The sequence below is a fragment of the Marinobacter sp. MMG032 genome (assembly GCF_040112695.1).
GTDB lineage: Bacteria > Pseudomonadota > Gammaproteobacteria > Pseudomonadales > Oleiphilaceae > Marinobacter > Marinobacter salsuginis.
This window is the reverse complement of record NZ_CP157802.1, coordinates 39,307-60,325: the sequence shown is the minus strand read 5'-3', so window position 1 is coordinate 60,325 and position 21,019 is coordinate 39,307. Positions and strand designations below refer to the sequence as shown.

The following is a 21,019-nucleotide window of genomic DNA, read 5'->3' as shown; positions in this document are numbered from 1 at the left end:
AAAACCTTGCCGAGGTGAACGTGGTTTCTTAGCCCTTGACTTGGTCATTACAAAAGACACAATCCCTAATGCCCAACCGGGGCAATTCAATACTCCATATACCCAGGGAATCCATGCTGCTCACCACCAAGTTTCTCAGGCCTACCTCCGATGCTCGCGCAGTCAAGCGCGACCGCCTGAGCGACCTGCTCGAGACCTATGGCCCCAAACGACTGAACCTGGTGATTGCTCCAGCCGGGTTTGGAAAGACCACACTGGTCGCCCAGTGGTGCGCACGAGTTACCTCACCCACCGCCTGGTTATCGCTGGACGAGCACGATGATGAGCCCAGGCGTTTCTGGCAATACGTTATCGGCGCCTTCCAACAGGCCGGGCTGAACGGCGCCGCCGAGTTGCGTAAACAGCTGGCGCACCAGTCTGACGAGTCCTTTACCGAGGCCATCACCGGTTTGATCAATATCCTGGCTCAGGACGGCAGTGCGTGGGGCCTCGTACTGGACGATTTCCACTTTGTTGGAAACCCGGCTATCCACCGGCAGTTTGCCTACTTCATCGACTATCTGCCGCCGGGAATCCTGGTCACCCTGGCGTCCCGAACAGAGCCGCCCCTGCCGCTCGCACGTTGGCGCGTCCGCCGCTGGATTGAGGATATCCATCCTGGCCTGTTGGCCTTCTCAGAGGGCGAGTGTCGGCAGTTCTTCCGCGAAACCATGGGGCTTCAGATCTCAGACGAAGATGTCCACACCGTTTACCATAAAACCGAAGGCTGGGTGGCCGCCATGCAGCTTTCCGCCCTGTCTTCGACATTCTCCGGGAAGGAAGCTGCGAAGTCAGGGAGCCAGATAAATCTGGATGAGCGCTACATCAGCGATTATGTTCTGAGTGAAGTGCTGGACCAACAACCCCGGGATATTGCGAACTTCCTGCTTGAAACCGCTTGCTGCCCCCGGCTCTGCGCTTCCCTGTGTGATTCAATCCGCGAGTCCAGCGACAGCCAGGAAATGCTTGAGAGACTTCTGGGTCAGAACCTGTTCCTGATTCCGCTGGATACTCGTAACGAATGGTTCCGCTATCACGATCTGTTCCGGGATGCGCTGCTGCTCAGGATCAGTCATACAGAACCGGAAGAGGCAACGCGCCTCTGGCAACGCACTGTGGAGTGGCTATTGGCCCACGGTCATGTCCAGGAGGCCATTGCCCAGATCGTCCGTCAGACGGACTGGCCCTGGCTCGCCCGGGTACTGGCCGAACACGGGAACAATCTGATTCATGGTGGCTACCATCTGCCCGTTCTGGGCTGGCTCGATGCCCTGCCACAGTCGCTCGTCAACGATAACCCACAACTCCAGATGCTCCGTATCTGGGGATTATTCTTTGCCAACCGCGTGGATACTCTGGAACCGCTGCTATCGGCCCTTGAGGATCTGCTCGACCGTCAGGTAGCTGATTCACACCCGGATGCCGAAGGGGCTCTCGGACTACAGAGTGAGATCTCGCTGATGCGCTCGTATCTGGCCCGTACCCGGAGTGACGACAAGAGCGCCGCCGACCTCACCCGCCAGGTGCTCCGGGAGATAGATCACACCCGCATACCGTTGAAATCCGTGACCTATTACGGACTGGGCCTGGATTACTATGGCAAGGGTGAGCTTACTGAAGCTGAGGACGCACTCCAGTCAGCCGTTCGATACGGGCAGGTCGAACATAAACCCAGCACGGTGCTCTCGAGTGGCGGACTGTTGGCCTGGATTCAGTACAACCGGGGCGATATCGATCTGGCGCTGGAAACCTGCACTGACATCCGGCAATGGGTGGATAAGCATTACGCAGACCCGAGCCAACCAAGGCTCATTTCCTGTTGGCAAAACAGCACCCTGTGTGAAATCCACAGGGAGCGCAACCATTCAGAGCTCGCAGCGATGCATCTGAAGCCGCTTCTGGAGCATGTGGAGCGGGGTACGGAACCGGGGCAGCATGTGATCATCCAGTACGTTCGTGGCCATCTTGCCTTCAGCGAAGGTAAGCTTCAGGAGGCAATTGAGGCACTGGAGGATGCCTCCCAGACAGGCCGGAAACGCCGTGAACAGATCGTATTCGAACCACCGGCAAGCACGGCCCTTCTTGCGCGGTGCTATCTCGCCACCGGCCACCCGGAAAAAGCCAGGGCCTGCCTGGATGCCAGAGCAGACGGCGAATTTACCAACCCGCTTCACCTTGAACAAAGCCGAATCAGCGAAGCACGTGTACTGGTGGCACTGAATCAGCCAGAACGTGCCCAGGAAATACTAAGCGCCCTGCTGAAACCGGCTGAACGCAATGCCCACAACCGTCACCTGGTGGAGATACTGTTGGTTTATGGCGAGGCCCTGGCACAGCAAAAGCGGAACGACGAATCGCAACAGATGCTGACCCGGGCATTAAATCTGGCCGCTGAGGCCGGGTTCATGCGACTGTTTGCCGAGGAAAGCCCGGATCTTCGCGCCTTGCTGCTGAAGCTGCCCGCGCTGAACGGCCCTGGCAGCTGGAACACCAATCTCAGGAAGATGCTTGTTGATCAGAGCCAATCGAGACAGGTGAATTCTGACACTCGAGAAACCCCAACCAGCCGTTCGGCTGATAAGCCGGCACAGCAACCAACAGCGCTACCCGAACCACTCAGCCAGCGCGAGCTGGAGGTGCTGGCCTTGATTCATGAGGGGCATGCCAACAAGGAAATCGCCTCGAAAATGAAGGTCGCGCCGGCGACCGTAAAAGCCCACATTCGGAATCTCTATGGCAAACTGGGCGTCGGCCGCAGGACCGAGGCCCTGGCCCGCGCCCGGGACCTCGGGCTTTTTGAAGCCTGAGGTCGAGGCAGTCAGAAATGTGACAGGCGTCACATTCTGCACCAACAATCTAAGCCCGCTACGCCCTTTGGACGATCCGACTACGCCCTCTAATCCCCTATGATTATTCCAACGGTGAGGGAAACCTCACCAGGAATTCTGAAACTTCAGGCCTTCAGATTTCTTGTTCCGCGTTGTTTCGACGCCCGGGTTCGAAAGAACCCCTTTTGACGAGAGCCACCCCATCCGGGCTGGCTCTTTTTTTATGCCCAGGTAACCCGAGGCCAAGCCCTAGCGCTCGATCATTCGACGGAACGGAGGCAAAGCGTCCAGTAAAAGCTGCCCATAACGCCTGGTAATTATACGTCGATCCAGAATGGTCACCCTGCCGGTATCCTGCTCGGTTCGAAGCAACCGCCCTACCGCCTGGACCAATTTGATCGAAGCATCCGGTACCGTGATTTCCATAAAGGGATTACCGCCTCGTTGCGTCACCCACTCCGCCAGGCTCGCCTCAATGGGGTCGTCCGGCACAGAGAACGGTAGACGGGTAATTACAACGTGGTGCAAGTACTTCCCGGGCAAATCTATGCCCTCTGCAAAACTGGCCACACCAAAAAGAACACTCGGTCGACCCTCGTCCACCCTGCTGCAATGCTGGCGAAGCACTTCGCCCTTGGCCATATCGTCCTGGGTGATGATGAGATCCGGATACTCCGGGGCCAGTGCGTCACGCACCTGCTGCATCTGGCGGCGCGAGGTAAACAAGACCAGGGTCGCTTTCTCTCCCGCCCAAAGGGCGGGCAACCGCCTTGTCAGCTCATCAGCAAAGCCGTCATCCGTTGGCATGGCGGACATCGCCGGAATCTCAACCGTCGCCATCTCACCGTACCTGAAAGAGCTGGGTACAACGAGAAAACGGCTTCCCTGGGGCAACCCCGCCCGGGCATTCAAACGATCAAACCGTCCAAGTGCAGTCAGCGTGGCACTGGTGAGAACGGCTCCGTAGGCACGGGACCAGAGCCTCGAGTACAACAGGTTATCCGCCAATACGGGAGAACTGTAGAGGGTAATGTCCTCCGCGTGATCCCAACGCTGGCGTACTGCCCATCTGGCCGGTGGCGGGCTTTTCTGTGTTTGCGGCCTGGCCGCGGCCTCCTCAGCCGCTTCACCGTCAGTTTCTGGTTCACTCACAGGTTTGGCGCTGCCCTGCTCGCACCAGGCCGTCCACAACCTTAACTGGTCTTCTGCCCGGGCGTGAAACGAGCCGATCACCGGATACCAGGCTTCCGCGGTTTCCCGGTCTATCTCATGTTCCTTGCGTTCGTCGAAAGCGCCTTGAAGCTCATCCGCCAGCACACCCAATTGCCGGACCATATTGGCGGTTGCAATACGGCTCTCGGCCGCCAGCTCCGCCATAGCCTCCGGTAACTCACCTTCCGGATAACGCCATTGGGCCGTCCGGCGCTCCTCGTTGAACTCCCATCCGGTATTCTGCTCAGCTTCCTCGTAGACCCGGTTCAGCACGAGATCCACCTCCCGCGAAGCGGAACTGATTCGATCCAGCGACTTCGCGGCCTGGGTACCAGCCGCGAGGTATGGCTGCATTTTCACCAGCGCCTGGGAAAGCTGTTTTAGCCATTGCCGGGTAGCGTTCAGGGGAAGCGATGCGGCGAAGTGATTGAGCGCCTTGTCCGGAAGGTGGTGAGCCTCATCGAAAATATAGAGAGCATTCTCCGGCTCCGGCAGAATCGCCCCGCCGCCGAGCGCCAGGTCCGCGAGCACCAGATCGTGGTTGGCGACCACGATATCGGCATCGTCCAGGTCTTTACGGGCATCGAAAAACGCACAACTGTCGAAGTAGGCGCAGTGACGGTTGGTGCATTGACGGTGATCTGTGGTCACCTGTCGCCAGACATCGTCCGGGATCTGCTCCGGCCAATGGTCCCGGTCGCCGTCCCACTCCCGGGACCCATAGCTCGCCAGCATCTCTTCAAAAAACGCTCGGGTACCGGGCTCTTCGTTTTTGGGGCCGTCCAGCAGGAACAGGGGCATGGTATCGCTGTCGGTATTACCCTCATCGTGCAGACGGGCTTCCAAACGGGACATGCACAGGTAGCGGCCCCGACCCTTTGCCAGCGTCCAGTTGAAATCCATTTTGCTGTGCTTTTTCAGGTCTGGAAGGTCCTTGAGTACGATCTGGTCCTGAAGAGCCACGGTCGCGGTGGAAATCACAAGGGTTTTGCCCAGAGCTTTTGCCACCGGAATGGCAGCGATCAGGTAGGCAAGGGTCTTGCCGGTACCAGTGCCTGCCTCCACAACACAGGCCGAGGCCGGTGAGGTTCTCTGGCCATCGTTCTCGGTGATATCGCCCATGTACCTGGCGATTTCAGCAATCATCAGACGCTGACCATAGCGCGCCCGGATGTCCTTGCCGGCGAGCACATCGCGATAACCTTGCTGGATGGATTGTTTGATGTCGTCGGTCAGTGGCATCAGCGGGGGCTCACCCAGTCCCGCACAACGCCAACCCGGAAACGGCGCCCGTCACGACTCAGCACCACGCCCTCTTCGGTGATATCGTCCACTCGCAGGCCCTCGAAGGTATCGCCCACCCGAAGGTATGTATTGTTGATCATCACCCGGCGAGATGCGGGTGAGGACGAATAGATATGGCTGTTAAAGGTCAAATCCGGGACGCTCTTCTGGAATGAAAGCGGCAACTCTACCAGATGAGGCACTCGGTCTGCCTGCCGCTGCTCCACTACCGGCACCCTGGTTTCGGATATTGCGGATGAGGGCACGATTACCGTTGCCCGCTCCCTGCGCTCAGGTTCAGGCGTTTCAGTGGCAATTGGCGGAGGCGTTGAATCAGCGACGTCGGATTCCGGAACTGCCCCCGTCTCGGCAACAGGGCTTTCCGACATCGGATCCGATTCCGCATCGGGCGTCACCGAAACCGGTTCCGGTGCGTTCTTCACAATATCCTGTCCGGGTGACACCTCTGCCTGATCCGCAGAACCCCAGGGCAGCGGCGTGCCCGGCCAGAACAGGAAGGCGAGAACACCCGCGTTAAGCATCAGTGCCAGCGCTACCCAGACAGCCGGCGACACCCGCTTTTTCTTCGGACGATGTATCAGCTGAACCTGCTGACCGAGGTCAGGAACGCGCCCCTGCTGCCGCTCGGTTTCAGATTTTCGCAATGCGTCAAGAATGTAAGACATGGTTACTCTCGACCTTCAGACTGCTTGGGCTTGAGGCGAGGAACGGAAGCCTCCAAATCATTGTTGATCTGTATGATCGTCATGGCGCCAGCAATTCCATCCACAGTGAGCCCTGTAATTGCCTGATACCAGCGAACCTGCTCTTCCGCATTCATTCGTTTAACGCGATCGCTCTCAGCACGGGAATCACTGTGCATATCCGCCAGGTCCATCATTCGCGCACCGATCCAGAGTTGCTCACCACCGCCATTACTGTAGAACCCGTCTCCCGTCAGGTATTCGGGCAAGCGCCAGAGTACCCGATATTCACCGAACCAGTGGCGCTCGATACTGGCAAAGGAAACAGTCTGGTTGCCAGACGGTAAGGCCACCTCTGCCGTATCGCCATCGAGTCTGAGGAGCACGACAAAACCGGTGTTGCCGGCCTCATCCTGAAGCTGAAGCATGGCCGGGCGGTCGAGAAATTCCAGGCTTCGGCGGCTGCCTTGCCGATCTAGACACCCCAGCCCGCTTTCTCGGGCCCATTCGCAGGCCACGGGCGCTTCCGATGGCTGGTAGTCCCTTCCCCAGATCCCGAAAAGCACCTGGAACGCCGAAACGGAATCCAGAAGCTGATCCGGTACGGCCAGCTCAGGAGGCCGAGTCGGCTCTTCTGTCGCCGGTAATGGCGTTTCCTCAACTTGTCCGGATTGCTCCTCCACCCGCTCAACTGCCCCTTTCAGCGGCTCTGGCGACGACAGACCTGATGAGACTGCACTGTCGGGAGACCACCGCTCGAACAACCAGGCGGTTCCGATAATGGCCACCAGTATTGACGCGGCAACGATCAGGTACTGTGTTCTGTCAGCGGATCGGCGTGATCGTGAAGGCACGGGACCAATGGAAGCGCCACGCACTTCCTTGGCTGCGTGGCGGATATGATCAGCCGTGATTTCATGTTCACCTTCCGCGTAAGCGCCCAGTAGAGCCCGGTCGCTGATCAGATTGATCAGGCGAGGAATGCCCTGACTCTCCCGAAAGAGACGAGTCATCGCACGCTGAGAAAATATGTCGCCGCGCATGCCGGCCACGCTGAGTCGGTAGCGAAGATAGGCTGGCAACTCCTCCCGACCGATGGCGTCGAGGTGGTAGCGTGCGGTTACCCGCTGGTTCAACTGTCGCAACTCCGGCAGCGCCAACATTTCCTGAAGCTCCGGCTGGCCAAGCAGGACAATCTGAAGCAGTTTCTTCTCTGCCGTCTCCAGGTTGGTCAGAAGCCGTAGCTGTTCCAGTACCTCGGCCGACAGGTTCTGAGCTTCGTCAATCATGAGCACTTTGTGGCGCCCAGCCGCATGGGCCTTGAGCAGGTCCTGGTTTATCAGGTTCACCAGTTCCTTAATGGTGGCACTGATCTCATGGGGGATTTCCAGCTCGTCACAGATGGAGGACAACAGCTCCCGGGCAGAGAGTCTCGGATTCAGGATCAGCGCGATATCAACGTTATCCGGTACATTTTCGATGAAACATCGGGAAACGGTGGTTTTTCCGGTCCCCACTTCACCGGTGATCACGATGAAACCACCCTGCCCCTGGACCCCATACATCAGGTGCGCCAGCGCCTCCTTGTGGCGATCGCTCAGGTACAGGTAACGAGGGTCCGGGGCAATGGAAAACGGCGGTTCGCGAAAGCCGAAAAAATCGTAATACATATCAGGACGTACCGGAATCCGCGTTACTGATCAGTCTGAGTTCGGCGGTGCGCCGGTTCTGTTGTTTAAGCCTTCGCACACACCGCTCCAGGGTTTTGGAGATGCGGGCATGGGAGCGGATCATGGAGATCTTGGGCCAGGTGGCGCGTTCGCCCGCCAGAATCATCTGACGCACGTAGGCCGGATCAGGGTTCGCCAGCATCCTGCTGTAGTCCTTGAACGAGTACGAGGGGGCGATAGTGACGTCTCCGGAATAGCGCTGGGCCATAATGGTGTACAACTGGCCCGACATCTGCCTCAGAAGTTCCGGCCGTAGGCGTTTACGGAGGTAATCGAATACCCCCTGGCCGTGGAACTGAATTTCGGACTTCATCAAATGCATCGGCAGGTTGCCAAAAGACAGCTTTTCATCACGACCGCGCTGGCTCAGGAAGGGCACCACATGGGGGTTGGTCTGACTAACGATGGTGTAGTTCACATCGTACAGGTGCATCAAGCGCTCAATAGGCAGATCGCTAACAACCGAGCCATCCACAAACTTCAGGCGTGGCATATAAGGCAGCGTGTTGCCCTGAATGTCCTTTTTCATCAGGGTAACCGGCGGGAAAATACCCGGAACCGCGGCGCTCGCCAGTACCGCACTCCAGACCATCAGGTAAGGCGACGTATATCCGCACAACAAACGAGCCTTCTGGTGAGCCTGTACCGGAGAAACACTCACGTTGATCGAACGGCCGGTACGCTGGTATGCCTCCTCAAAGGTGTATTCGCCAATATTGCCCCGCAGACAGTTGCGAAGCTCTTCCTGATCCATCAGCCCGTCTCCGCGAACGGCACTGAGCAGGCCCCGCCACTTCCACGCTTTCAGGTTATGGTTTTCCGGCACCAGCATTTCGGGAATTTCCGCGTCGGTATGAACACCGAGAATGCCCGCGATAATGGCACCGATACTTGAGCCGGCGATAACCTGCGGCAGAAGCCCTTTTTCCCAGAGGGCCTTGATGACTCCGAAGTGAAAAACACCAAGGGTAGCGCCACCACTGAGCAAGAGCGCCGGCCGACCATAGCTTGTCAGGGTATCGCGAAAGAACTGCAGCTTGTCGGCAACGGGAAAACCGGGGACGGATTGATCACAGAGGTAATCCAGGGCTTCACACACCTGGGTAATGTATTCTTCGATCAGGTGTTTGGTACCAACGCGGGATCGCGTGTAAAGTGCCGGGTTGCCCATGTTCCCGAGATCGTGGTGCAGTCCCTCCCTCAGGGCCCGCTTCAGGCGTTCGACATCATTCTGTTGGCGATACTGTTTCAGGTTGCTAAGGCGGTCATAAATCAATTCGTAGTGATAGAGATCGGAAGCGAAATCCTCTTTCCACTCGGCGTTACCTTCCAGAAAGTCCAGCTCCAACGCTGCTGCCTTCCAGACTTCATAATTCGGCGCCTCGGCCAGCATCTTCCGGAATTTGGCTATTCTTGGATCCTTCAGCACCGCTGACCTCCTATCAATCCGGATGACGCTCAGAAATCCTCGAGCATCAGATCCTCATCATCACCGCTGGCAAACGGATCGTTGACCACCTTCCCGTCATTGATCAGGAATTCCCGACGCTGCAGGAAGGCATTTCGAACAAACACGTAACTGTCGCCAGAGATGAAGCTCTCCGCAGGAATCAAATCCGCGCGTTTATCAACAATCTGGAGGGCGCGGCCGTAATAAACTTCAGGACTGTCCACAGTATCCCAAGCGGATGGCAACGCAAAGCCGTCAGTTGCAAACCCGGTCAGGTGCCTTGGCGTGGAAGGCCCGAGAAACGGCAGCATAAGGTATGGCCCCGAACCGACACCCCAGTAGCCCAAAGTCTGGCCAAAGTCCTCGGGCCGTTCAGGCAGGTCAAAGGCGGTTGCCACATCAATCAGGCCACCCAGACCGAAGGTAGTGTTGTAGGTAAATCGACCCACAGCAACGACGGCCGACTCCCCTTTAAGCTGCAACACGCTGTTGGTGAAGTTCCTGAGTTCAGTCAGGTTATTAAAGAAATTGGTAATGCCGCGGTCAACAATCTGCGGGGTAAACGTCCGATAGGCCTGAGCAACCGGTTTCAGGAACCATCGGTCGATCGTTTCGTTGAACGTATACACCTTGCGGTTCCAGTTTTCCCAGGGGTCTTTGGGATCAACCGGTACCGAACCTTCGGGAGGCGGTTCCTGCATATTCTGGGCTATCGCCTGACCCGATGGCACAACGGTAGCCAGGGACAACAACAGGCAAAACGTAACAAGCCGGCGCCGGATAAAAAAGTGTTTCATCATCTGCTCTTGGGTTGTTTAATTCGTTTCAATTCGTCGAAAATACCGGCGCTACTTTTTTATTATTAAACCGTTGTTCCGGAGAAACCGATGTCAGTACCGGGAAATCTTGTAAACACGATTACCATGCCCCTTCGCTGGGGAGACATGGATGCATACGGCCATGCCAACAATACAGTCTACTTCCGATTCTTTGAGGAAGCCCGTATTGTCTGGCTGGCCTCACTGGAGCTGGGCGGTCCCGAGGAGCCGACCGGCCCGGTTATTATAAAGACCAGTGCCACCTTTCTAAAGGAATTGAACCACCCAGCAACGGTTGAGGTGAAAACATACGCCGACAAGGCAGGTAACACCAGCCTCGACACCTACCATCTGCTGACCGATGTCGAGACCGGCGCTGTTTACGCTGAAGGTTATGCGAAGATCGTCTGGTTCGACCGTAAAACACGCTCCTCGGCTCCGCTGCCAGAAACCCTCCGGGCCCTGGCAACGTCTTGAACCAGAGAACGTCTACCGGCGGCGTACCACCACGCTGCCGATGGAATAACCGGCACCGAACGAACAGATAACCCCGAGATCACCACTGACAAGATCGTCCTTGTGTTTGTGGAAGGCGATGATCGAACCGGCGGAGCTGGTGTTGGCGTATTCATCGAGGATGACCGGTGCCTCTTCCTCGGTCGCATCCCGACCCAGCACCTTCCGGGCAATCAGCTGGTTCATATTCAGATTGGCTTGGTGCAGCCACATGCGGCGGAGATCATCCGGGGCCAGAGACAGGCTTTGCAGCTGCTTCTGGATGGTCTCGGCAACCAGAGGCGATACTTCCTTGAACACTTTCCGGCCCTGCTGCACGAAGAGCTTGTCCGGTTTGCCAACGCCTGAATCGTCTGCACGGTTCAGGAACCCGAAATTGTTCCGGATGTTATTGGAGAACTTGGTCTTCAGGCTGGTGCCCAGAATTTCGAACCCCTGCCCCGTACGGGTATCTTCTTCACGCTCAACGAGGATGGCCGTGCAGGCGTCACCAAAGATGAAGTGGCTGTCACGGTCACGGAAATTCAGGTGGCCGGAACAGATCTCCGGGCTGACCACCAGAACGGAACGGGCACTGCCGTTCTCGACAGAGTTGACCGCCGCCTGGAGGCCGAACGTAGCTGAGCTGCAAGCAACGTTCATATCATAGGCAAACCCCTCGATACCAAGCGCTTCCTGAACCTCGATGGACACGGCCGGATATGCTCGCTGCAGGTTGGAGCAGGCAACGATTACGGCATCGACATCCTGTGCCGATTTGCCCGCCTGCTCCAGGGCCTCACGGCAGGCGGTCACTGCCATGTCGCATTGCACCGAAGGTTCCTCGTTGCTGCGCTCGGGGATATAGGGTTTCATGCGTTTGGGATCGAGAATGCCATCCTTGTCGATCACATGGCGTCGTTTGATGCCGGACGCTTTCTCGATAAAAGAAGAGGACGATGGCTGCAGTGGCGTCACATCGCCGCTAGCGATGGCATCTGCATTCTCGGCGTTGAACAGTTCAACATACTGGTTAAAGGCTTCGACCAGTTCGTCATTATCAATGGTTGCTGGCGGTGTGTAGAGACCGGTCCCGCTAATAACGGCTTTAATCACGCTAACCCCACGTCATGATTGTGAAAACGGGACACCAAGCGTCCCGTTTGGTTAATTCGTTCACCCACTGCCGGAAATACTAACACAGTCTCTGGGTTTTGCCCGTCAGGTATCAGTCACGGGCACCAGTCTGGTGCACACGATGTTCTCTAAACTCGGGTTTTCTCCCATTGCCGGTCCAGGCGTTTAACCGATACCGTCATCACTGTGCCCAGTTGCTGTGCAAAAAACGATACCCGGAACTCCTCCAGCATCCAGCGGTACAGCACAAGCTCCGGATCTCGAATCCCCTGCCGCTGCTGTTCGTCCCGCTTCACCGCGTAGCGGGACCAGAGGGGCTCAATGGTGTGAAGAAACTCCCGCTCACGGCCCATTTCCCGGGGCATTTTCTCAAGGCGAATCAGAGCGGCCTCAAAATAACGACCAAATTCCGCCATCCACTCTGGCGGCGTTTGCACCAGAAAACCGGGATAGACAAGGTTCTGCAACTGGAACTTCAGGTCGGCCATGCTGTTAGCCAGCGCCAGGTTGATTTTGCCTTTTAATTGCTTCGCCACTTTCTGGTAACCGGACATGGCCTGATACAGCCGTTCGTCTGCCTGCTCCAGGGTCGGAATGAAATCACCCCGGTGAGTGTCGAACACCTTGTCGAAATCCTCTGCCGTCCTTGGAATTTCGCCCGCGAGAAAATGCTGCATGGCTGTGGCCAGCAGCAGATCGTCCAACAACACTTTCGACTGGCCCACCGGCGCAAACATCAGCGCCGACTGCTTGAAACGAGGCAGTTTGCGTTCAAGATCATCAAGCGTCTTGCCGAACCGGTTGAGGATCAGGCGGGCAATGGCTTTGCGGGTGGTATCTTCAGCGGTCAGCCGATCCAGACAGCGTATCTGGCGCACCTGTTTGCCCAGATCCTCCAGGGCGGGATAAACGGTCACCTGCATGCCACCTTTTTCCGTCTGGACCTCTTCCGGCAGTGAACCGAACTGCCATTCGGTGTACTCGCCGCTCGGTTCTGCTGGCGAATCATCCTGTGTTGCCGAGGCCAGTGCCTGCTCAGCCTGACCTTCAAGCTGGTGTTGCAGATCGCCGGTCTCGCGACTCTCAGCAATGGTGCGACCGCCGTCGCCCATGACCCGCAGGTTCATTCGGAGGTGTTTGGGCAATTCCGAGTCGGACCAGGCCTCGGGATCAATCTGCACACCGGTCATGCGGCGCAACTGCTCACCCAGCTGAAGCGTCAGCGGCTCGTTGGAGGGTTGCAGATTCTCAAGAGCCGCATCCACAAAATCGGGTACCGGCACGAAGTTCCGGCGCAGAGCCTTGGGCAGAGATTTCACCAGGGCAATACACTTTTCCCTCAACAGCCCAGGAACCAGCCACTCCAGACGACGGGACGGAATCTGTTTGAGAGCCATCAGCGGAACCTGAAGCGTGACACCGTCTTTTTCGCTGGTGGGCTCGAATTCATAGCTCAGCGGATAACGGACACCCTCCCATTCCAAAAAGTCCGGATACAGGTCGGCGGCCTGGGCATCCACCGGGCGCTGGAGTATGTCGGCTTCGGTGAGCTCCAGTTCCTTCAATTGTTCAACCGACAGCCCCTTCCACCAGGTCTCGAAATGCCGACCACTGATAATGTCTGCAGGCAGGCGTTCGTCATAGAAAGCCACCAGTACCTCATCATCAACGAGCAGGTCCCGGCGCCGGGTCTTCTTCTCGAGATTCTCAACCGTATCGAGCATCTCGCGATTACGGGCGATAAAAGGCGCCTTTGACCGGTAATCACCCTCCACCAGCGCACGGCGGATGAACAGATTCCTGCATTCCGCCGGATCCACTTTGGCGTAGGGGATGCGGCGCTTTGCAACAATATCCAGGCCGTAGAGGGTGACCTTCTCATAGCCCATCACCTGGGCACGCTTTTGCTCCCAGTGCGGTTCGAAATAGTGGTGTTTGACGATGTGACCGGCCAGGGGCTCGATCCATTCCGGCTGAATGGAAGCCACCACCCGGGCAAACACCCGACTGGTTTCCACAATCTCGGTCGCGACGATCCACTTCGGACTCGTTTTGGCCACCTTGGAACCAGGAAAGATCAGCACTTTCCGGTTTCGTGTTGCCAGATATTCCTTCTTCTCCACTTTCATTGCGACCTGGCCCAGAAGACCGGCCAGAATCGCCTTGTGCAGGGCTTCGTAACTGGCGGCGTCCTTGTTCACCGTCAGCTTCTGTTCACGACAGATCAGAGTCAGTTGGCGATGGATATCCCGCCATTCCCGCATTCGCATCCAGCTCAGGAAACTTTTCTGGCAGACCTTTTTGAGCTGATTCTGGGACAGTTCCTGACGCTGTTCTTCATAGAAGTTCCAGACGTTCAGCAGAGTGACGAAATCCGATTCCTTGTCGTTGAACGGTGCATGAGCCTGGTCCGCTGCCTGTTGTTTATCCTGGGGCCGCTCCCTCGGGTCCTGGATACTCAACCCGGCAATAATCACCAGTGTTTCCGCCAGACTGCCCAGCTCTGCGGCCGTGACCAGCATCCTGGCCAGTCTTGGATCAAGGGGCAGCCGGGCCATGGTTTGGCCAAGCCGGGTGACGCGGCGCTTATCATCCACCGCACCCAACTCTTCCAGGAGCTTGTAGCCATCGTTGACCTGGCGCTTATCCGGCGCCTCAAGGAACGGGAACTGCCGGATTTCGCCTAGACCTGACGTGGCCATTTGCAGAATAACGGAGGCGAGGTTGGTTCGAAGTATCTCCGGATCGGTGTATTCCGGGCGATTGATAAAATCCGTCTCATCGTAAAGCCGGAAACAGATACCCGGCGCGACCCGCCCACAACGGCCCGCCCGCTGGTTGGCGCTGGCCTGGGAAATCGGTTCCACCGGCAGTCGCTGGATCTTGGAGCGCACGCTGTAGCGGCTGATCCTAGCCACCCCGGTATCGATCACGTAACGGATGCCTGGCACCGTCAGTGAGGTTTCCGCCACATTGGTGGAGAGCACAATCCTTCGCCCCTTGTGGGACTGGAACACCCGGTTCTGCTCAGCATTGCTCAATCGCGAATAGAGCGGCAGCACTTCTGTATGCCGCAGATCTACATGGCGCAACACCTTGCTGAGATTGCGAATCTCACGCTCGCCGGGCAGGAACACCAGAACATCCCCCGGCGGCTGTTTCTGGCTGCGCTCATGCTGCTCGATCTCGTCGAGGGCACCCAGAACGCCGTCCGTCCAGCCCTGATCCCGGTCGTCCTCATCTCCGGTCAGCGGCCGGTAGCGCACGTCGACCGGATAAGTCCGTCCGCTCACCTCGATCACCGGCGCCTTGTCGAAGAATTCGCTGAACCGTTCGACTTCGATGGTCGCCGAGGTAATGATCACCTTCAGATCCGGGCGCTTGGGCAGGAGCTGACGCAGATAACCGAGCAGAAAGTCGATGTTTAGACTGCGCTCGTGGGCTTCGTCGATGATGATCGTATCGTAGCGATCCAGAAACCGGTCGTGCTGAACCTCCGCCAGCAGGATCCCGTCGGTCATCACCTTTACCCGGGACTGCTCGGAGGTGTTGTCGGTGAAGCGAACCTGATACCCGATCTGCTGCCCGGTCTGCTCACCGATTTCCTCGGCAATTCGCGCTGCCACGCTCCGCGCCGCGATGCGTCGGGGCTGGGTATGACCGATCAGCCCCCGGATCCCCCGCCCGCTGTTCATGCAGATCTTTGGAATCTGCGTGGTTTTACCGGAGCCGGTTTCCCCGGCAATGATCACCACCTGGTTATTTTCGATGGCCTCACGAATGTCGTCGACCCGTTCGGAAACCGGCAAGCCCTCCGGAAAACTGGCCGGCTTGTGCAATGCGTGTAGCTGCTGCACCTTTTCCAGCCCACGCTCGAGCCATTTCGCCATTTTTTTCAGGTCTTTCTGGTCAGGCTTCCCTTTGGTGCGGGCAACCGTTTTAACGATGCGGGCGGCCTCCTGCTGGTTGCAGGCGTCCAGCTGCTCCATCATGGCCTTCACGGCCGCCTCAGCATCAGGTTTCGGAGTCGGTGTGCTCGGATTATCGGAACGGGTGTCTGTCATTGAATTGCCGGAATAGCGCTCACTCGGATTCGATTGGGCGACAGTCTATCGGGAAAGTCGGTATCTTAAAAACGGAAAAACCCCGCCGAAGCAGGGTTCTCCTTGATCAACTGCTGGAAAGGCTTACTTGTTGTTCGCCTCGTCACGCAGCTCACGGCGAAGGATCTTGCCTACATTGGTCTTGGGCAGTTCGTCCCGGAACTCGAACTGCTTGGGCACTTTGTAGGCGGTGAGCCGCTCGCGACAGAACTCCTTGAGTTCATTTTCTGTCACGCCCTCAGCCGTAGGCACCAGGTAAACCTTGACCGCCTCGCCGCTCTTGGCATCAGGTACGCCAACAGCCGCACACTCGACCACCTTGGGATGGCTGCTCACCACATCTTCAATCTCGTTCGGGAACACGTTGAAGCCCGAGACGATGATCATGTCTTTCTTGCGATCCACAATGCGGATGTAACCGTCTTCCTGGATCAGCGCAATGTCGCCAGTACGCAGGTAGCCATCGTCGGTGAAGGACTTCTGGGTATCTTCCGGACGCTGCCAGTAACCGCGCATGACCTGGGGGCCTTTGACACACAATTCGCCGGGCTCGCCCAGGGGCGTCTCATTGCCCTCTTCATCAATGGTTTTAACCTGCGTGGAAGGAATCGGAAGCCCAATGGTACCGATCTGAATAGCGCTGTGCGGATTGAAGGTCACCACAGGCGACGTTTCGGTCATGCCGAAGCCTTCGCAAATCTCACAGCCGGTTACCCGCTCCCACATTTTGGCGGTGTCGCTGGTCAGCGCCATGCCGCCCGATGAGGTCAGTTTCAGGCTGCTGAAATCCAGGTCCTGGAACTCTTCATTGTTGCAAAGCGCAACGAACAGTGTATTCAGGCCAAGGAACGCGGAGAATTTGTGGTTCTTCAACTCTTTCACAAAGCCCGGAATATCCCGCGGGTTTGGAATCAAGACGTTGTGAGCACCCGCCTCAAGCATGATGCCGCAGTTCAGGGTAAAGGAATAAATGTGATACAGCGGCAGGGGGGCAATCACCACTTCCTGCCCCTCAACCACCATGTCTTCCATCATCGGACGGGTCTGCAGCAGATTCGCAACCAGGTTGCCGTGGGTCAGCATCGCGCCTTTCGCCACACCGGTAGTGCCACCGGTGTACTGGAGCACGGCAATGTCGTCCTGCTTGCACTCAACCGGAGTAAATTTCTCTCGGGCGCCGGCACTCAGTACTGCCGGCAGTTTGTGCGCCTGGGGCAGATTGAAAGGCGGAACCATCTTTTTGACATGCTTGATCACCGCATTCATCAGGGTGCGCTTGATCGGGGAGTGCATGTCCGCTATTTCAGTCACAATGACATGTTCGATGCCAGTGTGCGGCAACACCTTCTCGGCGTTCTCGGCCATGTTGGCCAGAACCACCAGAGCCTTGGCACCGGAATCATTGAACTGATGTTCCATTTCCCGCGTGGTGTACAGCGGGTTGGTATTCACCACAATCAGGCCAGCTCGCATGGCACCAAATACAACCACCGGATACTGGCTGACGTTCGGCATCTGCACAGCAATACGGTCGCCAGGTTTCAGATCTGTCTTGTTCTGGAGCCAGGCCGCGAAGTTACGGCTCTGGGTGTCGAGGTCACGGTATGTGAGCGTTGCGCCAACAGCACTGAATGCGGGACGGTCAGCAAATTTTTTGACCGACTGTTCGAACACATCCACCATGCTTTTGTACTTGTTCAGGTCCACCTCGCGGGGCACGCCGGCGGGGTATTTATCCTGATAGAACTGCTCAAAATCCATCACCATCTCCTGTTTGGCGCTTCTGATTGTAATGATTTACCGATGTCAAGTTGTTTAAAAAATCAACCCTACAAAAGTATCAGCCTCAAAAAAGTGGGGAGAGAATAGCAGTTTTGTAACCGATGAGGTAGTTTTCGAGACTCTAACCCGAACACCGACCAGAACACCGACCAGAACACCTGTACTTTTATGCCAACAGCACGGAGCACGCGATGAGCGATACCCTTGATACTCTGGAGAATATCACCTACGACGAGCTGAATGAGGGCGACACCGCCACCTTCACGCGTACCCTCACCGAGGATGAACTGGTGCTGTTTGCAGCGGTCTCCGGTGATGTAAACCCGGTACACCTGGACGCCGAATTTGCAGCCGGCTCCATGTTCAAAGAACGGATTGCCCATGGCATGTGGAGCGGCTCCCTGATCTCGGCGGCGTTGGCAACGGTGATGCCTGGCCCCGGCACCATCTACCTCGATCAGAGCCTGTCCTTCAAGCGCCCCGTGAAACTGGATGACACACTCACCGTAAAGCTGAAAGTCCTTCGGAAAGAACCGAAAGGCCGGGTCGTGGTCGAGTGCGATGTTCGCAACCAGAACGATCAGCAGGTGGTCATAGGAGAAGCGAAGGTGATTGCGCCATCGGAGAAGGTTTCTCTGCACAAGCCCCGGTTGCCCAAAATTACCATCGAAAACTGAGTTTCTTGCATCGGGCAGTTCTCACTGACTGCCCGATCAGCCGGTTCACCCGGGCAGGAAGTCAATCGGAAATCTGACCTTCCGGGCTTCGACACTGTCAGCCCCGAAATTGAACAGCCTCACCCGCATGGCAATCCGCTGCTCGAGTTTGGGATGTTCAAGCTCTGAGCTGACCACCTCACAGGCTGAGACGGAGCCATCAGGCTCGATGACCAGTTCGAGCAAAACCTTGCCTTCCAGAGTCGGGTCCTGCCGCAGTTCCCGCTGGTACATGGAATAGAGCGCCGATTTCTGGGCATCGAAGACCTTCCGGATATTGCTCATTGCCCGTTCGCCGACCGATGGCTGGGCCTTTACGGGTTTCGCAGCCACTTCCCGGGGTTCCTCCACCGGCGCATCCACTGTTTTTACTTCATGTTCGGCCACAGCGACGTTTGTCTCCGGGGCGGTGGCGTCTGCAACACCACCACTGCCAGTCAGAACCTGCTCCGAGTCCGTGGTTGTTCTGTTTCGTTCGACGGCGTCCGTCTGTGTATTGACCGCAAACTCCCTTGCTGGTGTCTGTTCGGGCGACCTCAGTGAAGCCAGTTTGTCTCTCATGGCAAGCAGGCCGGACCGGGATGCTTTCTCCCGGGCCTGCTCGGCGGTCTGTTTGGGCTCCGGGTTGGATACGGTCTTAGTCTTGGTTTCCGGTTTCGGGGCAGGCACAGGATCTGGCTCAACCTCGGCCACTTCCGGTTCCGGCCGCTTTGGCTTCTCTTTCACCACTTCCGGTTTTTGCTCGGGCTCGGGCTCACGTTCCGGCTGGACCGGCTCCGGTGGCATGACCGGTTTCGGCTTTTCCACGAGGCGCGCCAGCCGGGGCGGAACCTTCTCGGCCTCGCTGCGTTCAATCTCCGGTACTTCCATCATCGGGACCAGGAACGCCGGCGGCAGGAACAGCGCCAGCATCACCACCATAATAACCGCGAATCTTCGACGTTCGCCGAGGTCACTGCTCCATGGCAACCCCGAACCGGCCAACGGGGAATGTGCGTTGTCAGCCATTGCGGACCTCCCCTTCCACGGCCAGACGTACCCGCCGATACTGTTCATCCACACAGGTCTGCATGACCCTGCGAAGCAGCCGATAATCGGTATCCCGCCCAGCCATAATGGTCACCTCAAGCCCCTCGTCCGGGATTTCGGACCAGCGATTACGGCGCCAGGAAAGCTCTTCCGAAAGGCCGGAGATATAGGTGTCACCGGTCTCGATACCCTCCCGTCTTGCCACTTCGCTGCCCTGGACCAGAATGGCATTGCCCGTTACCTGAACTGTCAGGCTCTCAACAGCCTCCTGTTGGGCCGTGGACTTGGGCAATGGCACATCTGCGGTGTTCTGCATCACTTTCACATCCGAGGAATTCACCATCAGGAAAAAAACCAAAATGGTGAAGATGTCCATCAGCGATACCAGGTTCAGACCACCGGGCTTGTGCATCCGGCCGTAATGCCGATGAATTCTTTTCGCCTTGCGGGACGTTTTCATGCCCCCTCTCCTGCTTGGGCACTGGCGTTTGCCGCAAGTTGTCTGCCTTCAGGCGCATTCATCAGCGAGACATCAGGAAACAGCTCCCCCTCCACCACGCTGGCAGCAACCACGGCGGGATACGAGCGAACGGTATCCATTGCTGTAACCAGTGTCTGGTAATCGATGTCCGGTCCTACCTCGAGCACCACGTCGGTTTTATCCGGCACCCGAGTCTTGATCTGGCGGAGAACCGTTCGGAGACCCTCGAAATCCTGCCCCTGCTGATCCACGGGAAGCACCCGGATCAGACCTCGACTGCTATCTGCGATCTCGATACCTTCCGGAATGAGGGTAACAACAAGCCGTAACTCCTCTGGCTCCGGTGTCTGCCCTGCTTCCATACCCGGAAAATTCAGCTCGATCATCCGGACCTGGCTGAACACCATGCCAAGCAGCAAAACCGGAACCAACACAATCATGAGATTTAGAAAGGCGGTGATATCCAGTTCCGGCGATGTACTTAACCTGCGGTGACGGCGTCTCATGGCATCGACTCAGGCAGCGGATGGCCGGGCGGCACTGCCCGCAACAGGGGTCGAACCAGAATCAGAGACCATGTTAAGCAACTTCACGCCGGCCATCTCGAAACTGTCCACAATCTCATTGGTCCGTGTTTGCAGTACTGCATGGAACATGAGCAGAGGGATAGCCGACATCAGACCGAAGGCTGTGGTATTCATGGCCACTGAAATACTCTCGGACAGCAAGCTGGCTTTCTGGGAAGGGTCTGCCGCCGCCACTGCGGTAAACGCCGCAATAAGACCAATAATGGTTCCCAGCAGGCCAAGCAGAGTGGCGATATTGGCCAGGGTCGCCAGGTATTGGGTGCGTTTCTCCAGGCGCGGCAGTACTTCCATCAAGCCTTCTTCCATGGCGTATTCAATATCCTCTCGCCGGCTGTTGCTAAGCAACCGGCCGATCCCGGCGCCCATGATCGAGGCAATCGCACTATCGGAATTAGTGGCCGCTTTCATGGCCCGCTGATAATCCCGCTTCCTGAGTAGCGGCAGGATGCCTTGCTCGAAGGCAATCCGGTTGCGCCGTCTCACCGCCGAGAGATAGAAGAACCGTTCCAGAGTGATGGCCAGCCCCAACGCCAGTACGATGGCAATGGGGTACATGAAAGGCCCGCCTTCCTGGAAAAAACGTACGATGGTGTCCAGCATGATTATTCTCCCGTTATTACTGCG

Annotated in this window: 15 protein-coding genes; 3 read left to right on the top strand and 12 right to left on the bottom strand. The window is 57.2% G+C overall.

Going from position 1 to position 21,019, the window contains the following annotated elements; all coding sequences use genetic code 11:
• The first annotated feature begins 113 nt into the window (after positions 1 to 113).
• Positions 114 to 2,846, top strand: coding sequence for a LuxR C-terminal-related transcriptional regulator (locus tag ABNF92_RS00245; RefSeq protein WP_349343098.1), 2,733 nt, complete (start codon positions 114 to 116; stop codon positions 2,844 to 2,846).
• 270 nt (positions 2,847 to 3,116) lie between these two features.
• On the opposite strand, the gene dinG is transcribed toward ABNF92_RS00245, so the two are convergent.
• Genes dinG through ABNF92_RS00220 form a run of 5 tightly spaced genes read right to left on the bottom strand, consistent with a single transcriptional unit; the run spans position 3,117 to position 10,044 of the window.
• Complete coding sequence (gene dinG, locus ABNF92_RS00240) at positions 3,117 to 5,321, bottom strand: ATP-dependent DNA helicase DinG (protein ID WP_349343097.1); 2,205 nt, start codon at positions 5,319 to 5,321, stop codon at positions 3,117 to 3,119.
• Positions 5,321 to 6,049 (bottom strand): general secretion pathway protein GspB, encoded by a 729-nt coding sequence (locus ABNF92_RS00235; RefSeq protein WP_069183518.1) that lies wholly within the window; start codon positions 6,047 to 6,049, stop codon positions 5,321 to 5,323. The genes dinG and ABNF92_RS00235 overlap by 1 nt, the downstream gene beginning before the upstream one ends.
• A gap of 2 nt (positions 6,050 to 6,051) precedes the next feature.
• Positions 6,052 to 7,737, bottom strand: coding sequence for an AAA family ATPase (locus tag ABNF92_RS00230; protein ID WP_349343096.1), 1,686 nt, complete (start codon positions 7,735 to 7,737; stop codon positions 6,052 to 6,054).
• A gap of 1 nt (position 7,738) precedes the next feature.
• Positions 7,739 to 9,226, bottom strand: coding sequence for a DUF3336 domain-containing protein (locus ABNF92_RS00225; RefSeq protein WP_349343095.1), 1,488 nt, complete (start codon positions 9,224 to 9,226; stop codon positions 7,739 to 7,741).
• Between the two features lie 29 nt (positions 9,227 to 9,255).
• The gene (locus ABNF92_RS00220; RefSeq protein WP_349344045.1) at positions 9,256 to 10,044 is read right to left on the bottom strand and encodes a VacJ family lipoprotein; all 789 of its coding nucleotides are present in this window, start codon (positions 10,042 to 10,044) and stop codon (positions 9,256 to 9,258) included.
• 90 nt (positions 10,045 to 10,134) lie between these two features.
• Here ABNF92_RS00220 and ABNF92_RS00215 point away from each other — a divergent pair, with 90 nt between their 5' ends.
• Entirely contained in the window at positions 10,135 to 10,542 is a 408-nt protein-coding gene (locus ABNF92_RS00215; RefSeq protein WP_069183514.1) for an acyl-CoA thioesterase, read from the top strand.
• Between the two features lie 12 nt (positions 10,543 to 10,554).
• Here the strand turns inward: ABNF92_RS00215 and ABNF92_RS00210 are convergent, their stop codons facing one another.
• The 3 genes from ABNF92_RS00210 to ABNF92_RS00200 form a co-directional block, all read right to left on the bottom strand.
• Positions 10,555 to 11,676: a beta-ketoacyl-ACP synthase III gene (locus ABNF92_RS00210; protein WP_349343094.1), complete on the bottom strand. Its 1,122-nt coding sequence runs from the start codon at positions 11,674 to 11,676 to the stop codon at positions 10,555 to 10,557.
• Positions 11,677 to 11,825: 149 nt separating this feature from the next.
• Positions 11,826 to 15,761 (bottom strand): ATP-dependent RNA helicase HrpA, encoded by a 3,936-nt coding sequence (gene hrpA, locus ABNF92_RS00205; RefSeq protein WP_349343093.1) that lies wholly within the window; start codon positions 15,759 to 15,761, stop codon positions 11,826 to 11,828.
• A gap of 123 nt (positions 15,762 to 15,884) precedes the next feature.
• Positions 15,885 to 17,561, bottom strand: coding sequence for a long-chain fatty acid--CoA ligase (locus ABNF92_RS00200; protein WP_069183512.1), 1,677 nt, complete (start codon positions 17,559 to 17,561; stop codon positions 15,885 to 15,887).
• Between the two features lie 212 nt (positions 17,562 to 17,773).
• Here ABNF92_RS00200 and ABNF92_RS00195 point away from each other — a divergent pair, with 212 nt between their 5' ends.
• Complete coding sequence (locus tag ABNF92_RS00195) at positions 17,774 to 18,259, top strand: MaoC/PaaZ C-terminal domain-containing protein (protein WP_069183511.1); 486 nt, start codon at positions 17,774 to 17,776, stop codon at positions 18,257 to 18,259.
• Between the two features lie 45 nt (positions 18,260 to 18,304).
• Here ABNF92_RS00195 and ABNF92_RS00190 read toward each other — a convergent pair whose 3' ends face one another.
• Genes ABNF92_RS00190 through ABNF92_RS00175 form a run of 4 tightly spaced genes read right to left on the bottom strand, consistent with a single transcriptional unit; the run spans position 18,305 to position 20,995 of the window.
• Positions 18,305 to 19,306 (bottom strand): AgmX/PglI C-terminal domain-containing protein, encoded by a 1,002-nt coding sequence (locus tag ABNF92_RS00190; RefSeq protein ID WP_349343092.1) that lies wholly within the window; start codon positions 19,304 to 19,306, stop codon positions 18,305 to 18,307.
• Complete coding sequence (locus tag ABNF92_RS00185) at positions 19,299 to 19,787, bottom strand: biopolymer transporter ExbD (protein ID WP_349343091.1); 489 nt, start codon at positions 19,785 to 19,787, stop codon at positions 19,299 to 19,301. The genes ABNF92_RS00190 and ABNF92_RS00185 overlap by 8 nt, the downstream gene beginning before the upstream one ends.
• A complete protein-coding gene (locus ABNF92_RS00180) occupies positions 19,784 to 20,314 on the bottom strand; it encodes a biopolymer transporter ExbD (protein ID WP_349343090.1) in 531 nt (176 codons plus the stop codon). Before ABNF92_RS00180 ends, ABNF92_RS00185 begins: the two co-directional genes overlap by 4 nt.
• Before the next feature lie 9 nt (positions 20,315 to 20,323).
• A complete protein-coding gene (locus tag ABNF92_RS00175; protein WP_209397174.1) occupies positions 20,324 to 20,995 on the bottom strand; it encodes a MotA/TolQ/ExbB proton channel family protein in 672 nt (223 codons plus the stop codon).
• Positions 20,996 to 21,019: the final 24 nt, after the last annotated feature.

Bases quoted from the DNA above. Each gene is read 5' to 3' on its own strand.
- ABNF92_RS00245 (WP_349343098.1), top strand. From the start codon at position 114: ATGCTGCTCACCACCAAGTTTCTCAGGCCTACCTCCGATGCTCGCGCA.
- dinG (WP_349343097.1), bottom strand. From the start codon at position 5,321: ATGCCACTGACCGACGACATCAAACAATCCATCCAGCAAGGTTATCGC.
- ABNF92_RS00235 (WP_069183518.1), bottom strand. From the start codon at position 6,049: ATGTCTTACATTCTTGACGCATTGCGAAAATCTGAAACCGAGCGGCAG.
- ABNF92_RS00230 (WP_349343096.1), bottom strand. From the start codon at position 7,737: ATGTATTACGATTTTTTCGGCTTTCGCGAACCGCCGTTTTCCATTGCC.
- ABNF92_RS00220 (WP_349344045.1), bottom strand. From the start codon at position 10,044: ATGAAACACTTTTTTATCCGGCGCCGGCTTGTTACGTTTTGCCTGTTG.
- ABNF92_RS00215 (WP_069183514.1), top strand. From the start codon at position 10,135: ATGTCAGTACCGGGAAATCTTGTAAACACGATTACCATGCCCCTTCGC.
- hrpA (WP_349343093.1), bottom strand. From the start codon at position 15,761: ATGACAGACACCCGTTCCGATAATCCGAGCACACCGACTCCGAAACCT.
- ABNF92_RS00200 (WP_069183512.1), bottom strand. From the start codon at position 17,561: ATGGATTTTGAGCAGTTCTATCAGGATAAATACCCCGCCGGCGTGCCC.
- ABNF92_RS00195 (WP_069183511.1), top strand. From the start codon at position 17,774: ATGAGCGATACCCTTGATACTCTGGAGAATATCACCTACGACGAGCTG.
- ABNF92_RS00190 (WP_349343092.1), bottom strand. From the start codon at position 19,306: ATGGCTGACAACGCACATTCCCCGTTGGCCGGTTCGGGGTTGCCATGG.
- ABNF92_RS00185 (WP_349343091.1), bottom strand. From the start codon at position 19,787: ATGAAAACGTCCCGCAAGGCGAAAAGAATTCATCGGCATTACGGCCGG.
- ABNF92_RS00180 (WP_349343090.1), bottom strand. From the start codon at position 20,314: ATGAGACGCCGTCACCGCAGGTTAAGTACATCGCCGGAACTGGATATC.
- ABNF92_RS00175 (WP_209397174.1), bottom strand. From the start codon at position 20,995: ATGCTGGACACCATCGTACGTTTTTTCCAGGAAGGCGGGCCTTTCATG.